At 38.2% G+C, this 14830-nt stretch carries 14 protein-coding genes; 10 read left to right on the forward strand and 4 right to left on the reverse strand.

Translation table 11 applies throughout. The features are described from left to right. Positions 1–2: 2 nt before the first annotated feature. The 10 genes from SBH76_RS05630 to SBH76_RS05675 all read left to right on the forward strand — a co-directional run bounded on the left by SBH76_RS05630 (position 3) and on the right by SBH76_RS05675 (position 10714). Entirely contained in the window at positions 3–1070 is a 1068-nt protein-coding gene (locus SBH76_RS05630; protein ID WP_317977100.1) for a V-type ATPase subunit, read from the forward strand. After that, positions 1067–2992, forward strand: a complete 1926-nt coding sequence (locus SBH76_RS05635; RefSeq protein WP_317977101.1) for a V-type ATP synthase subunit I — start codon at positions 1067–1069, stop codon at positions 2990–2992. The genes SBH76_RS05630 and SBH76_RS05635 overlap by 4 nt, the downstream gene beginning before the upstream one ends. Positions 2993–3026: 34 nt before the next feature. After that, positions 3027–3452: an ATP synthase subunit C gene (locus tag SBH76_RS05640; protein ID WP_007595196.1), complete on the forward strand. Its 426-nt coding sequence runs from the start codon at positions 3027–3029 to the stop codon at positions 3450–3452. A gap of 10 nt (positions 3453–3462) precedes the next feature. Beyond that, positions 3463–3771, forward strand: coding sequence for a V-type ATP synthase subunit F (locus tag SBH76_RS05645; protein WP_317977102.1), 309 nt, complete (start codon positions 3463–3465; stop codon positions 3769–3771). Between the two features lie 65 nt (positions 3772–3836). Continuing rightward, the gene (locus tag SBH76_RS05650) at positions 3837–4418 is read left to right on the forward strand and encodes a V-type ATP synthase subunit E (protein ID WP_009663222.1); all 582 of its coding nucleotides are present in this window, start codon (positions 3837–3839) and stop codon (positions 4416–4418) included. Continuing rightward, on the forward strand, positions 4418–6184 hold the full coding sequence (locus SBH76_RS05655) for a V-type ATP synthase subunit A (RefSeq protein ID WP_009663263.1): 1767 nt from the start codon (positions 4418–4420) through the stop codon (positions 6182–6184). The genes SBH76_RS05650 and SBH76_RS05655 overlap by 1 nt, the downstream gene beginning before the upstream one ends. 10 nt (positions 6185–6194) lie before the next feature. Continuing rightward, entirely contained in the window at positions 6195–7622 is a 1428-nt protein-coding gene (locus SBH76_RS05660) for a V-type ATP synthase subunit B (protein WP_009663391.1), read from the forward strand. A 2-nt stretch (positions 7623–7624) separates the two neighbouring features. Next, complete coding sequence (locus SBH76_RS05665; RefSeq protein WP_009663347.1) at positions 7625–8242, forward strand: V-type ATP synthase subunit D; 618 nt, start codon at positions 7625–7627, stop codon at positions 8240–8242. Continuing rightward, complete coding sequence (locus SBH76_RS05670; RefSeq protein WP_317977103.1) at positions 8242–8928, forward strand: TIGR01906 family membrane protein; 687 nt, start codon at positions 8242–8244, stop codon at positions 8926–8928. The genes SBH76_RS05665 and SBH76_RS05670 overlap by 1 nt, the downstream gene beginning before the upstream one ends. Before the next feature lie 109 nt (positions 8929–9037). Then, positions 9038–10714 (forward strand): alpha-glucosidase, encoded by a 1677-nt coding sequence (locus tag SBH76_RS05675; RefSeq protein ID WP_317977104.1) that lies wholly within the window; start codon positions 9038–9040, stop codon positions 10712–10714. A gap of 222 nt (positions 10715–10936) precedes the next feature. Here SBH76_RS05675 and SBH76_RS05680 read toward each other — a convergent pair whose 3' ends face one another. The 4 genes from SBH76_RS05680 to SBH76_RS05695 all read right to left on the reverse strand — a co-directional run bounded on the left by SBH76_RS05680 (position 10937) and on the right by SBH76_RS05695 (position 14758). After that, on the reverse strand, positions 10937–11197 hold the full coding sequence (locus SBH76_RS05680; RefSeq protein ID WP_007595179.1) for a type II toxin-antitoxin system Phd/YefM family antitoxin: 261 nt from the start codon (positions 11195–11197) through the stop codon (positions 10937–10939). Positions 11198–11290: 93 nt separating this feature from the next. Further along, positions 11291–12784, reverse strand: a complete 1494-nt coding sequence (malQ, locus tag SBH76_RS05685) for a 4-alpha-glucanotransferase (RefSeq protein ID WP_317977105.1) — start codon at positions 12782–12784, stop codon at positions 11291–11293. Positions 12785–12860: 76 nt separating this feature from the next. Beyond that, a complete protein-coding gene (locus SBH76_RS05690; protein WP_007595175.1) occupies positions 12861–13721 on the reverse strand; it encodes a carbohydrate ABC transporter permease in 861 nt (286 codons plus the stop codon). After that, the gene (locus SBH76_RS05695) at positions 13721–14758 is read right to left on the reverse strand and encodes a carbohydrate ABC transporter permease (RefSeq protein ID WP_007595174.1); all 1038 of its coding nucleotides are present in this window, start codon (positions 14756–14758) and stop codon (positions 13721–13723) included. The genes SBH76_RS05690 and SBH76_RS05695 overlap by 1 nt, the downstream gene beginning before the upstream one ends. Between the last annotated feature and the right edge of the window lie 72 nt (positions 14759–14830).

The raw sequence follows: 14830 nt of genomic DNA on the forward strand, positions 1-14830 counted from the left end.
CCATGGGAAATTTATTTAAATACTCTTCCCTTACCACCAAAATTCGTTCGATATCAAGTGATTTGATAAGTATTGACGGTTTCAAATCACTATGTGAATGCGAAACCATCACTGATGCAATGAATGAGCTTATGCATTATAAATACTACCGTGATGCATTTAAAAAAGTCGACATCAATACATTACATCGTGAGGATATCGAGCAAATATTATTGTTAAGTAATCTGGAAGAGTTTTCAAGACTCTACAAGTTTAACTCGGGTACTCCAAGAAAATATCTGAATTTAGTGTCTATGTACAATACAATCTATGTCTTAAAGCGTATACTGCGAGACATTCTCAATCATAGACCGACATCTTTGGATTTAAAATCATATTCCAAGTATATGGGTACAAAAACAAATCTGAACATCGATGAACTTATGTCTGCACAGGACGTATCACAATTCGTTGATTCTCTGAAAAATACAGAATATTATGATTGTACAAATCATGTATTGTCTACCGGAAGTACCAATATATTTGACTATGCGCTTGCTCTTGACTCTTATTATTTTGAGATTTGTTTCAAATTTGCGCAAAAAGAGCTTAAAGGTGATGAAAGCAAAGAAGTACTCTCAATCCTTGGAACAAGATGTGATTTCCTTAATATGCAATGGATATACAGAACCAAGAAGTATTATAAAGTAAGTAATACAAAGGTATATGCCACCCTAATCCCGCATTATTACAAGATAAGCGCAGATGAAATAAAGCAAATGGTTGAGGCCGAAAATCTTGATGAGTTTTTTGTAATATTTGATAATTCATACTATGGAAAGTTGTCTGCAAAGCTTTTTAAGTACAAACCCGGCATAGAAGAATTTTCTATGAGGACATTGGAATATCTGTATAGCAAACATAAGAAGGATAATCCGTATTCTTTGGCAAGCCTCAGCTACTATCTGTATTCCAGGGAACTTGAGATAAGCAGAGTTATAGAGATAATAGAATCCATAAGATATTCGCTTCCTCCGGAAGATATTGTCTCTAATATTTTAAAACTTGAAACAAGGAGGTCTTTCGCATGATTGAGAGAATGGAATTCTTGAATATCACAGGCCCGAAAGACGATATTGACAGAATCATAGAAACCTATATCAGTAAGTATGATTTTCAGTTGGAAAATGCTCTTTCAGAACTGAAAAATGTCAAAGAATTGCATGCCTTCAATGAAAGCAATCCTTATAAAGACATCTTGGCAAGATCTCAGGAACTGAAAGAATACTTTAAAGATACCGGTTTACACACGAATCGTCACATGAGTATCGAGGAGGCCGACAAAATAACCCGGAATATTTCAGACAAGGTCTATTCTTTATCACAAAAAAAGAATGAACTCGAATCGGAACTTGCGGGATACGAGGAAAAACTTAAAAATGTCCACTATTTTATAGGACTGGATTATGACACTGAAAAGATTCTGCACTTTAAGTATGTAAACTTCAGATTCGGTTCCATGCCGACGGAATATTATGAAAAGTTTATGACCTTTGTGTATGAAGGTATTGACACTATTTTTTACAAGGCAAGAGAAATAGATGATAAGGTATGGGGTGTATATTTTGTACCGGATGCCATTTCGGAGCAAATAGACGCTATATATTCTTCAATGCATTTTGAAAGATTTTTCCTGCCTGATGAGTACCATGGTACACCTGAATATTCAAGTGCCAAGCTTCAGGAAAAAATTAAGGAGTTACAGGACAATATACTTAATATCGACAATAAGATACTAAGTGTACTTGAAAACAGCCGTGAAGATTTTCTTTTGGCAAATCAGGTACTTTATAGATTCAACAAGGTCTTTGAAGTCAGGAAATATGCGGCAGCCACCAGAGATAACAGAAAAGATAAAAAAGTCTTCTATATCATATGCGGATGGCTTACAAAAGATGATGCCGAAAAACTGGCAAAAGAACTTGAAAATGAGCCGAGTACTTTCTGTCTTGCAGAAAGAAATTTATCAAAAATAAGCAGCACTCCGCCTATAAAGTTAAAGAACAATGCCCTTTTCAAACCTTATGAAATGTTTGTTGAAATGTACGGATTGCCGAATTATAAGGAATTTGATCCTACAATACTTATAGCTCTGACATATTCCGTTTTGTTCGGTTTTATGTTCGGAGATGTCGGACAGGGTCTTGTGCTTTTAATACTCGGAAGTATTGTAGCCTATAAGAAGAAATCAAGGCTTGCGGCAATTATTGCCAGATGCGGATTCTTCTCTACAATATTCGGATTTTTATTCGGTTCTATATTCGGATTTGAAGATATAATACAGCCACTTTGGGTAAGGCCTGCAAAAGCAATGACTGCACTTCCCGTTATCGGAAATTTAAATACGGTATTTGTGGTAACTATAACTCTTGGTATGTTCATAATAATACTTATGATGATTTTAAGTATTTTGACAAAACTTAGGTTTAATGAGCCGGGTGAAGCATTGTTTGATGCAAACGGTGTGGCAGGACTTGTATTTTATGCATCGGCACTTATTACCATAATGCTGTTTATGACAGGTAATCATATGCCGGCGGCAATTATTCTGTTTATAATGTTTGTACTTCCTCTGATTTTAATTTTCTTAAAAGAGCCTTTATCGGCTGTATTGGAAAAGAAAAAGATACATCTCGAGGGAGGTGTAGGCATGTTTATTCTGCAGGGATTCTTTGAGCTTTTTGAAGTGCTTTTAAGCTACTTTTCAAACTCTCTTTCCTTTGTCAGGGTGGGTGCGTTTGCAGTCAGCCATGCGGCTATGATGGAAGTAGTGCTTATGCTTTCAGGTGCTGAAAGCGGCAATATCAACTGGATAGTTGTTGTCCTCGGAAATATTTTTGTAATGGGTATGGAAGGTTTAATTGTAGGTATACAGGTATTACGTCTTGAGTATTATGAGTTGTTCTCAAGATTTTATACAGGTGACGGTAGAGAATTTAAACCTTATTCATAGTAAATAATTTTTATGTTTTAGTTAGGAGAAAAAAATGAATACATTAGTAAAAGTAACACTTGCAGCAGCCCTTATTTTAAGTATCGCAGTTCCTTATATCGCATTTATGATAGGCGAAAAGACAAAGGGTCGTTATAAAAAAGCCCTTGCAGGAAATGTTGTTATGTTCTTCGGTGTTATGGCGATTACATGCGTATTTTTCTTATCAGGAAATGCTTACGCAGCTTCTGAAACAGCAGCTTCATCAGCTACAGGCTTAGGATACCTCTCAGCAGCTCTTTCAGTAGGTCTTGCATGTATCGGTGGCGGTATCGCCGTATCTGCGGCAGCTTCAGCAGCACTTGGAGCTATCAGTGAGGACGGTTCAATCCTTGGTAAGTCACTTATCTTCGTAGGTCTTGCAGAAGGTGTTTGCCTTTACGGACTTGTAGTTGCATTCATGATTCTTGGTCGTTTATAAAGGCGATTTTATGAAAATGTATCTTATAAGTGATAATGTGGATACTCTTACAGGTATGAGACTTGCAGGGGTGGAAGGAGTGGTGGTTCATGAAAAGCATGAACTTGCAAATGCCCTTGATTTTGTTATAAAGAGCAAAGATATCGGCATTGTGCTTCTCACGGAAAAGTTTTCAAAGGATTATCCCGAGCTTGTAAATAAATATAAGATGGAATCACATATACCACTCTTTATTGATATACCGGATCGACATGGTACCGGAAGATCCGAAAACTTCATTACAGACTATATAAATGAGGCTATCGGCTTGAAACTGTAACAGTTTGCATGATTATAATCTTGCAAAATGAACTTTAGATTAAGATTAAAAAGGTAGGTATTATCTTGACAATAGAAGAAAAACTACAGCATTTTAAAGAGGCTTGCACTGCTGATGCCATTGCCGCCGCTGAAAAAATACTTTCAGATTATAAAAATGCTTTAGAGAAGGACTTTTTAGACTACCAAAACAGTGAGACGAGACTTGCTGATATGGAAGTCAAAACTGAAACCACAAGGATTGACAAAGAGATGAACAAAGAGCTCGCTCTTGAACAGATAAAACTACGAATGGAGCTTGGAAAAAAGGCTGCCGAGCTCAAGGAAAAGATTTTTGCACAGCTTGAGGAAAGACTCGCAGAGTATCAGGAAACTCCCGAATATGTAGCTTTGATAGATTCACAGATTGAAAGAGCGTTGAAATTTGCGGGAAATGATGAGGTAAAAATATATATAGACCCTAATGATGAATCTCTTGCACATGATCTTTCCGTAAGACATGATATTGATATAGCCATCAGTAAATATCCTTTTCATGGCGGTATGAGAGCCGTTATACCGGCAAAAAATATTCTGATTGACAATTCTTTTGAAAAAAAGATTTCAGAAGCAAAAGAAAAATTTGATGTAGATATGGAGGTACTATAATGGCAACTACAGGTATTATATTTGCAATAAACGGACCTATAGTAAAGACATCAAATGATTCCGGTTTTGAAATGCATGAGATGGTATATGTAGGAGAAGAAAATCTTGTAGGTGAGGTAATCGGACTTACTTCCGATGCAACCGTCATAGAAGTTTATGAGGAAACCGGAGGCATTAAGCCGGGTGAAATTGTAACAGGCACAGGTGCTCCCGTTTCCGTAACTCTTGCGCCGGGTATCCTTAACAATATATTTGACGGTATAGAAAGACCTTTAAGTGAGATAGCAAAGGTTGACGGAACCTATATTTCCAGAGGTGTAAGTGTGGATTCACTTGATACAAAGAAACTTTGGAAAACACATATAACCGTAAAACCGGGACAGGCTATAGACGGAGGAACCATAATTGCCGAGGTGCCTGAAACACCGGCAATATTACATAGAGTAATGCTCTCTCCAAACCTTAAGGGTTATGTTTTGGATGTGGTTGAAGACGGTGAGTATACAATAAATGACAAGATTCTCACATTGCAGCTTGAAGACGGAAGTGAGATTCCAATCACCATGACACAGCACTGGCCTATTCGTGTTCCGAGACCTATCAAGAAGAGATTCCCGGCAAGCGTTCCGCTTATTACCGGTCAGAGAATTCTTGATACTCTCTTCCCTCTTGCAAAGGGAGGTACTGCAGCTGTTCCGGGAGGATTCGGTACAGGTAAGACTATGACACAGCACCAGATTGCAAAATGGTCCGATGCAAATATTATTATTTATATCGGTTGCGGTGAGCGTGGAAATGAGATGACTCAGGTTCTTGAGGAGTTCTCAGAGCTTATAGATCCTAAGACCGGAAATCCTTTGATGGATAGAACAACTCTTATCGCAAACACTTCAAATATGCCGGTTGCCGCCAGAGAGGCATCTCTTTATTCAGGGCTGACACTTGCAGAATATTACCGTGATATGGGTTATGATGTTGCAATCATGGCGGACTCAACGTCAAGATGGGCGGAGGCTCTTCGTGAGATCTCAGGTCGACTTGAGGAAATGCCGGCCGAGGAAGGTTTCCCGGCATATCTGGCATCAAGACTTTCAGCATTCTATGAGAGAGCCGGCATGATGCAAAACTTAAACGGAAGTGAAGGATCGGTATCAATTATCGGTGCGGTATCTCCACAGGGTGGTGATTTCTCCGAGCCTGTAACACAAAATACCAAGAGATTTGTACGCTGTTTCTGGGGACTTGATAAGAGACTTGCATATGCAAGACATTTCCCTGCTATACAGTGGCTTGACAGCTATTCGGAGTACCTGACAGATCTTGCGCCTTGGTATGCGGAGCATGTAGATAAGAACTTTGTAGAATATAGAAACAGGCTTGTATATATACTCAATCAGGAAGCATCTCTGATGGAAATAGTAAAACTTATCGGTGCTGATGTTTTGCCTGACGATCAGAAACTTGTACTTGATATAGCGAAGGTTATAAGAGTAGGTTTCCTTCAGCAAAACGCCTTCCACAAGGATGATACTTGTGTTCCGCTGATAAAACAGTACAAAATGATGGATGTCATACTCTATCTCTATCAGAAATCAAAAGCTCTTGTTCATCAGGGCATGCCTATGAGTGTTTTGCATCAAGACAGTATCTGGGACAGAGTTTCTTCCATAAAGTATGATGTTCCTAACGATAAGCTCGAGATGTTGGATCAATACAAAAAAGATATTGACACATTCTACGAAAAAGTACTTGAAAAGAATGCATAGGAGGTAAAACATGTCAATAGAATACCTTGGACTTAGTTCCATAAACGGACCACTGGTAGTTCTTGAGGGTGTCAAGGGTGCTGCCTATGATGAGATTGTAGAAATGACCGTAAACGGTAAAGAAAGACGTCTTGGCAAAATCATTGAAATAAACGGTGACAAAGCGGTAATACAGGTTTTTGAAGGAACTGACGGTATGGCACTTAGAAATACACATACCAAGCTTACAGGAAAGCCTATGGAAATAGGCGTTTCCGAGGCAATGTTCGGAAGAACTTTCAACGGTATCGGAGAACCTATCGACGGACTTGGAAGTGTGGAGGCGGAAAAGACCCTCGATGTAAACGGAAAACCTTTAAATCCTGTCACAAGGGAATATCCGAGAAACTATATCAGAACCGGTATTTCCGCTATCGACGGACTTATGACACTTATCAGAGGTCAGAAGTTACCTATATTCTCAGGAAACGGACTTCCACATGATGAACTTGCGGCACAGCTTGTTCGTCAATCTTCTTTGGGTGACAGCAACAATGATGATGAGAAGTTTGCGGTTGTATTTGCAGCCATGGGTGTAAAGCATGATGTGGCTGATTTCTTCCAGAGAACATTTGCAGAGAGCGGTGTCAGTGACCATGTTATCACATTCATCAATCTCGCAAACGATCCTGTTGTAGAAAGACTTATTACTCCGAAGGTGGCTCTTACCGTTGCCGAGTATCTTGCTTTTGAAAAGGGCATGCATATACTTGTAATACTTACGGATATGACTTCTTTTGCGGAGGCAATGCGTGAGGTTTCATCTTCAAAGGGTGAGATTCCTTCAAGAAAAGGTTTCCCGGGATATCTTTATTCAGAGCTTGCCACCATATATGAGAGAGCGGGTATTGTGAACGGTGTGAACGGTTCCGTTACACAGATTCCGATACTTACCATGCCGAATGATGATATCACTCACCCGATCCCCGACCTTACAGGATATATAACCGAAGGCCAGATAGTTCTTGACAGAGACTTAAACGGTCAGTCAATCTATCCTCCTATCTCAGTACTTCCTTCTCTTTCAAGACTTATGAAGGACGGTATCGGCGAAGGCTTTACAAGAGCGGACCATCAGGATGTGGCAAATCAGCTCTTCTCTTCCTACTCTAAGGTTGGTGATGCCAGAGCACTTGCATCAGTTATCGGTGAGGATGAATTGTCCGATACGGATAAACAATACCTTATATTCGGTAGAGCCTTTGAGCAGATGTTTATCGGTCAGTCTGTTAATGATAACAGAACAATATTTGATACCTTGGAAATCGGCTGGAAACTTCTCGGCCTTATGCCTAGAGGTGAGCTTGACAGAATAGATACAAAGGTACTTGATCAGTATTATAAGCCGACAGTACTTGATGCAAACGGTGATATAGTTCCTGCTGCAGTAGAGGATTAATTATGAATATTAATACATTCCCGACAAAGGGTAATTTGATAGCTTCAAAAAACTCTCTGGCACTGGCAAGACAGGGCTATGGCTTGATGGATAAGAAGAGAAATATTCTTATCCGCGAGCTCATGGGATTGATTGATGAGGCTAAGGAAATCCAAAAACAAATAGATACAACCTTTGGTGCCGCTTACAAGGCGCTGATGTATGCAAATATAGAATTGGGTATCGACTTCGTATCGGATGTCGCAGGTTCGGTACCTGTTGAAGACAGTATACAGATAAAGACCAGGTCGGTAATGGGTACTGAAATCCCTCTTGTAAGATTTGATGATTCTCCCATGGAGCCTACATATGCTTATTACGCTACAAGAGAGTCACTTGATAAAGCCAGAGAATGCTTCAATGAAGTAAAAAGACTTACTGTAAGACTTTCCATGATAGAAAATTCCGCTTATCGTCTGGCAAGAAATATTAAAAAGACTCAAAAAAGAGCCAATGCCTTAAAGAATATCACTATTCCAACCTATGAAAATCTCACAAAGAATATCACGAATGCTTTGGAAGAAAAGGATCGTGAGGAATTCACCAGGTTGAAGGTTATAAAGTCTTGGAAGGATGCATAATGAAAATACTTAGATTCTTTTTAGGAATTATTTTAAGCTTTTCACTGATGTTTATCGTGCTGGTTACATCCATCGAAATTGCGGCATATTCAGATTTTTCATTTTATGAAAAAGAATATGAGAAATATGCCGTAACAAACTACGTGGATATTTCAATGTCCGATCTTATGAATGTTACAAAGGATATGATGAGCTATCTAAAAGGTGACAGAGAAAAACTCTCCGATATAAAGGCAAATATCGCAGGAATCCCCGACACGGCCTTCTTTAATGAAAGAGAAGTTGCGCATATGGAGGATGTACGAGGTCTTTTTGTGGGAGCTGTTTATCTTAGATATATACTTATAGCAATCAGTATTCTTTGCATTATAGCGGTAAAATTATTAAAGGGTAAAATATTTTGCTTTCTGTCAAATGTACTTACATTCGGCACTTTAATTACTCTGGCCATAACTGCCGTTTTGGTATTTCTTATTGCCGGAGATTTTGAAAAATATTTTATAATCTTCCACCATATCTTTTTTAACAATGATTTGTGGATGCTTGACCCGGCTACCGACAATTTGATAAATATTGTGCCACAAGGCTTCTTTATGGATATATCTAAAAGAATTATGATAGTATTTTCCGCTTTTATCCTGTCTATGATAGGTAGCGGTGTGGTTTTAAAGAAAATTTTTAAATAATTTTTTTTGAAAATAAGGTGTATGTAGCCACCTTATTTTTATATTTGCATATAATTTGATATTATGATAAACTATGACTTTAGAAAAATGTTTTCTTAGGAGGTTATTTATGAAGAAAAAATGGTGGCATGGTAAAGTTGCTTATCAAATATATCCAAAAAGTTTTAATGATACCACAGGAAGCGGTATAGGTGACCTGAGAGGTATTATAGAAAAACTTGACTATTTAAAAGATCTCGGAGTTGACATAATATGGTTATCTCCTTGTTACTGCTCTCCTTTTGCGGATCAGGGCTATGATATTTCAGACTATTACAATATAGATCCCGTATTCGGAAATATGGACGATATGGATGAGCTTTTGGCGGAAGCCAAAAAAAGGGATATGTACATCCTTATGGACCTTGTAGTAAATCACTGCTCGGATGAGCATGAGTGGTTTAAAAAAGCTATGGAAGATCCTGACGGAGAATATGGAAAGTATTTCTATATCGAAGAAGGTAATGACGGCAAGGAGCCTAACAACTGGCGTTCTTACTTTGGCGGAAGTGCATGGGAAAAGATCCCCGGTACAAACAAGTACTATCTTCACCTCTACCATAAAAAGCAGCCCGACCTCAACTGGGAAAACAAAAAAGTTCGCGAAGAAATATATACAATGATCAACTGGTGGCTTGAGAGAGGACTTGCAGGTTTTAGAATTGATGCCATTATAAATATAAAGAAGGCTCTCCCTATAATTGACTATTGCTACTCACCGGATAGAGAAGACGGCTTTGTGGAGCCACATAGAATGCTTGAGGATGCTATAGGTGTAGGTGACTTCCTTACAGAACTTAAAAATGAGACATTTGCCAAGCATGATGCTTTCACAGTCGGCGAAGTATTTGACGAGCGTGAAGAGGATATCCCGCTTTTCATCGGCGATGACGGCTATTTTTCAAGTATGTTTGACTTCAATGAGACAATATTCGGAAAGAGTAGAAACGGTTGGTATGACTGCAAGCCTATCACTCCCGACGACTATAAGAGATGCTGCTTTGAGACTCAGGAAAAAATCGGTGATATCGGAATGATTTCCACTATTATCGAAAACCATGATGAGCCAAGAGGTGTGAGCCACTATATCCCTGAAGACGAGCTTAGCGAAACCGCAAAAAAATTCCTCGGTACAATGCAGTTTATGCTTCGTGGACTTCCGTTTATATATCAAGGCCAGGAAATAGGTATGGAGAATGTAAACTTCACCTCTATGGACCAGATAGATGATATATCAACCCGTGACCAGTATAAAGTAGCAATAGAAGCCGGACTGTCTCCCGAAGATGCATTTGCAGCCGTAAAGCATTACAGCCGTGACAACAGCCGTACTCCTTTCCAGTGGGATGACAGCAAAAATGCAGGATTTACCACAGGAAACCCATGGCTTATGGTAAGCCCTGACTATAAGAGAATCAATGCGGCATCTCAAATAAATAATCCTGACTCACTGCTCTCTTACTATAAAAAACTTACCGCTCTCAGAAAAAATCCGGAATATTCCGAGACTGTGGTATATGGTAAGACCGTACCGTATCTCCCTGAGGTAGAGAAACTTATGGCATTTAAGAGAGTTTCAGATAATCAGACTTTACTTGTACTCGGCAACTTTCAGACAAAGCCACAGACTGTAAAACTTCCTTCAAAATGTAAAAAGGTTGTTTTAAACAATGTGGAAAATGTTGACTTTGTATCAGATACAGAGATAAAGCTTGAAGGATACCAGGCTTTGGTTATAGAGATTTAAAAACATTAAAAGAACCTGTCGGAACAAACACCTCCGACAGGTTCTTTTTTAATACTAAAAAATATCTTTTTTCAAAAAGAGTCTTATTTTATTTTCATAGTTTTCTAAAGTATGAAAAATTCCTAATATATAGACATTTTTATCAACGATCTTATATATGATTACATAATCCATTCCCGTAACCTTGGCTTCATGATACTCGAACGATTTCATAAAATAATATTATAAATCATACTTATTCCTCACTGTATTAAGAGCCTCTCTTGCATCACGTACTTTTCCCTCTTTGATTTGCTGTTCTGAGTTTATAAGACTTTGATACATATTCATCTTATTGGATATTCCTTCAAAGGTATCAATACTCATAATTACCATATCACCATATCCGTTTTTTGTTATAAAAACAGGTTCTGATGTACTATGGCATAAATCTGAAATCTCTGAAGTGTTTTTCAAATCTTTAATAGGAATAATTTGTGGCATAATCTTCACCTCCTTTTTAAATATTATGAGGTATATTATACCATAATTATGCGATAATTAGTAGTATTAAATTGGAATTATTAAACCAACCTCTTACCCTCTGCCATACAACTCTGTCAGATACTTGATATTCTCCCAGGTATTCTCATCTATCTCATTCTCTGTAAGTCTGAACATCCAGTTCTTACCTATTGTGGAAGGTGTGTTCATTCTGTACCTGTGGTCATAGTGAAGATAGTCCTGTATAGGTATAATACAGGTATCCGAGACACTTCCCATTGCCGCTCTGATAAGTGCGTCACAGACTTCGGTCTTCTTGTCGGACTTCTTTAAATTAAAGTATGCAAGCACCATATCATACTCTTTTTCCGTAATATCATCAAGCCATCCCATCACAGTCTCATTGTCATGAGTTCCGGTATATACCACGCTGTTTCTTGTATAATTGTGAGGTAAGTAGTCATTTGCGCTTCCCGTATCTCTGGAATCGAAAGCAAATTCAAGGACTTTCATTCCGGGATAGCCGCTGTCGTTTACAAGTCTTCTTACACTGTCCGTCACATATCCAAGATCCTCCGCTATAAGCTTACAGTCACCAAGTCTTTCCCTTATCTTATTGAAAAGTTCAATACCCGGACCCTTCTCCCAGTGACCGCCTGCCGCAGTCTCATTCTCTGCAGGGATGGAATAGTATTCATCAAATCCTCTGAAATGATCTATTCTGATAACATCATATTTTTCAAAATTCTTTCCAAGTCTTTTTATCCACCATTTATATCCTGTATCTCTGTGATATCCCCAATTATAAAGCGGATTTCCCCAAAGCTGTCCGTCAGGAGCAAAACCGTCAGGCGGACAACCTGCCACCGCTACAGCCTTACCCTCTTCATCCATCTGGAACAGCTCTCTGTGCGCCCAGGTGTCCGCACTGTCCATAGCCACATAAATCGGAATATCGCCGATAATCTCTATACCGTTTTCATTAGCATATGCTTTTAATTTCTTCCACTGTTCATCAAACTTATATTGCAGGAACTGATAAAATTCTATATCAAAGTAAAGCTTCTCCCTATAATAATTGATGGCATAATCATATCTTTCTCTTATATCCTTCGGCCAGGTATTAAAAGGCTCTCCGTTAAAATAGTCTTTAATCGCCATAAAGAGTGCATAATCCCAGAGCCATTTGGAATTCTCATAAACAAAATCTGCAAATTTATCATCTTCATAAACTTTAGCTCTCTCATATGCCTTATGTAAAAGATCAAATCTACCGTCATAGAGCTTTTTATAGTCAACTCTCTTTAAATCTGTGCCGAAATCTACACTGTCACATTCCTTTTTGGTCAAAAGACCTTCTTCTATAAGCTGTTCAAGATCTATAAAGTACGGATTTCCTGCAAATGTAGAAAATGACTGGTATGGTGAATCTCCGTATCCTGTGGCTCCAAGAGGCAGTATCTGCCAGAATGATTGCTTTGCCTCTTTTAACTTGTCAACAAAGTGATATGCAGCTTTTCCGAAACTTCCTATTCCATATTTACCGGGAAGGCTGCTTATATGAAGTAATATTCCACTTTTTCTCATTTTCTCCTCCTTATTTTTTAAGCCATGCAAAATCGGATTCGCATGGCTTATATTTAGGGTTTACCCCTTTAACATCTTATTTAATAGCTCCGTCTACCATTCCCTGAATAATCTGCTTTTGAGCAATCAGGAATAATAATACTATAGGAATCATAGCAAGGAATGCGGCGCTAAGAATCAAATCCCACTGCTTTACATAAGAGCCTACAAAGCTGCTTACCGCGATAGGCAGTGTTTTGATCTTACCGTTAAGTCCAAGCATAATGGACGGAAGCAAATAGTCATTCCATATCCACAAACCGTTCAGTATAAGAACCGTCATCTGTACCGGACGAAGAAGAGGCATTATTATTCTGAAGAATGTGCCTTCAGGAGAGCAACCGTCAATCCATGCAGCCTCCTCAAGCTCCTTTGGAATGCCCTTTATAAATCCGTGCAATACAAATATTGACATGGAACCTCCAAAGCCGAGGTAAGCAAATACTACACCCTTATAGCTTGAAAGCATCTGTATTCCTGTAAAGTTTCCTATATTCTTGAAAACTGTAAGTATAGGAAGCATAACTACCTGGAAAGGAATAACCATAGCCGCTACAAACATCATAAAGATGAAGTTTGACCAACCCTCTTTATGATGACGGCTGAGTACCCATGCAGCCATTGATGAGAACAATGTCAAAAGCACAAGTGAAACCACTGTAATTATCAAAGAGCTTCTGAAAGAGCTCCAATAACTGAAGTTGTCATTGTTTATAACACCCTTAAAGTTTGCAAGCATCTGTCCCCAGTTCTTAGGTAAAGATATAGGACTTATTACTATATCCGCACTGGTTTTTGCAGAGTTTATAATTACCAGGAAGAAAGGGCATAGTATAAAGAATGCGATAATAAAGCCTATAATACTGCCGATTAAATTTCTTGTTTTCTGTGCCTTCATTATAGCTCTACCTCCCTCTTCTTACTGATTGCAACCTGTGTCAAAGATACTGCTGCAAGTATTATAAAGAATACAACCGCCTTGGTCTGACCAAGAGCATAATTGTTCTTTCTGATAGCTGTATTATAAATATTAAGAGCCAAAAGCTCTGTAGCCTGAATAATCTTCGGTCCCATAATACGGCTCGGTGCACCGTTTGTTATCGCAAGGTTTAAGTCAAACTGCTTAAATGAGTTTACCAATGTAAGGAATATACATACTGTAAATGTATTTGCAATCATCGGTATCTTTATTTTAAACAGTGTTGTAAGTGCTGAAGCTCCGTCAACTCCCGATGCCTCAAGTACATCCTTCGGTACAGTCTGAAGACCTGTAAGATAAATAAGCATTATATATCCGGCATACTGCCATGTATTTACTATCAAAATAGCAAGCAGTGCAAGGTTGGCATCTGTAAGCATTGACAATGAACCTGCAAATATGGTTGTAAATACCTTATTGAAGATAAATTGCCATACATAACCGAGTACAAGACCACCGATCAGGTTCGGTAAAAAGTAAGCTGAACGGAAAAACGATGTACCCTTTATCTTTGATGAGCATACAAGTGCCAGCACAAATCCGACAACATTAACCAAAACCATATTTATAACTGTATATATAAGTGTAATTACAAATGAATATACATAGTCCGACTGTTTAAACATTGTAATGTAATTTTCAAATCCGACAAATCTTGTAACCTGTATTCCGTTCCAATCTGTAAATGAATATATAATACCCAAAATAAAAGGAATTATAACCGTCACTGCAAAAGTAAATACCATCGGAAATAAAAATACCATATTTACTATCTTTGTGTGCTTCTTATGCGGCATTTTAAATACGCCCAATATGAGTAAAATAACACCCAAAATAAGTATATATCCTCTAAGCTCTCCTGTAGCCCCGGTCAAGTCTAAAATCAATGCATAAATTGTAAGTATTGCTCCAAGAGCCAGCATTGCCAAAGGAATTATTTTCTTATCTGTATTCAATTTTCACTCCTTTCAATAAACTTAGTTTAAAAAATCTTTCTATAAAAAAATGGCGACTTTAAAAAGTCGCCA

It is taken from the genome of Lachnoanaerobaculum sanguinis (genome assembly GCF_033242365.1).
Taxonomy (GTDB): Bacteria; Bacillota; Clostridia; order Lachnospirales; family Lachnospiraceae; genus Lachnoanaerobaculum; species Lachnoanaerobaculum sanguinis.

What these genes read in the sequence shown, in the direction of transcription:
- SBH76_RS05665 (WP_009663347.1), top strand. Translation starts at nt 7,625, where the DNA reads ATGAATATTAATACATTCCCGACAAAGGGTAATTTGATAGCTTCAAAA.
- SBH76_RS05660 (WP_009663391.1), top strand. Translation starts at nt 6,195, where the DNA reads ATGTCAATAGAATACCTTGGACTTAGTTCCATAAACGGACCACTGGTA.
- SBH76_RS05655 (WP_009663263.1), top strand. Translation starts at nt 4,418, where the DNA reads ATGGCAACTACAGGTATTATATTTGCAATAAACGGACCTATAGTAAAG.
- SBH76_RS05645 (WP_317977102.1), top strand. Translation starts at nt 3,463, where the DNA reads ATGAAAATGTATCTTATAAGTGATAATGTGGATACTCTTACAGGTATG.
- SBH76_RS05635 (WP_317977101.1), top strand. Translation starts at nt 1,067, where the DNA reads ATGATTGAGAGAATGGAATTCTTGAATATCACAGGCCCGAAAGACGAT.
- SBH76_RS05630 (WP_317977100.1), top strand. Translation starts at nt 3, where the DNA reads ATGGGAAATTTATTTAAATACTCTTCCCTTACCACCAAAATTCGTTCG.
- SBH76_RS05670 (WP_317977103.1), top strand. Translation starts at nt 8,242, where the DNA reads ATGAAAATACTTAGATTCTTTTTAGGAATTATTTTAAGCTTTTCACTG.
- SBH76_RS05675 (WP_317977104.1), top strand. Translation starts at nt 9,038, where the DNA reads ATGAAGAAAAAATGGTGGCATGGTAAAGTTGCTTATCAAATATATCCA.
- SBH76_RS05680 (WP_007595179.1), bottom strand. Translation starts at nt 11,197, where the DNA reads ATGCCACAAATTATTCCTATTAAAGATTTGAAAAACACTTCAGAGATT.
- SBH76_RS05640 (WP_007595196.1), top strand. Translation starts at nt 3,027, where the DNA reads ATGAATACATTAGTAAAAGTAACACTTGCAGCAGCCCTTATTTTAAGT.
- malQ (WP_317977105.1), bottom strand. Translation starts at nt 12,784, where the DNA reads ATGAGAAAAAGTGGAATATTACTTCATATAAGCAGCCTTCCCGGTAAA.
- SBH76_RS05690 (WP_007595175.1), bottom strand. Translation starts at nt 13,721, where the DNA reads ATGAAGGCACAGAAAACAAGAAATTTAATCGGCAGTATTATAGGCTTT.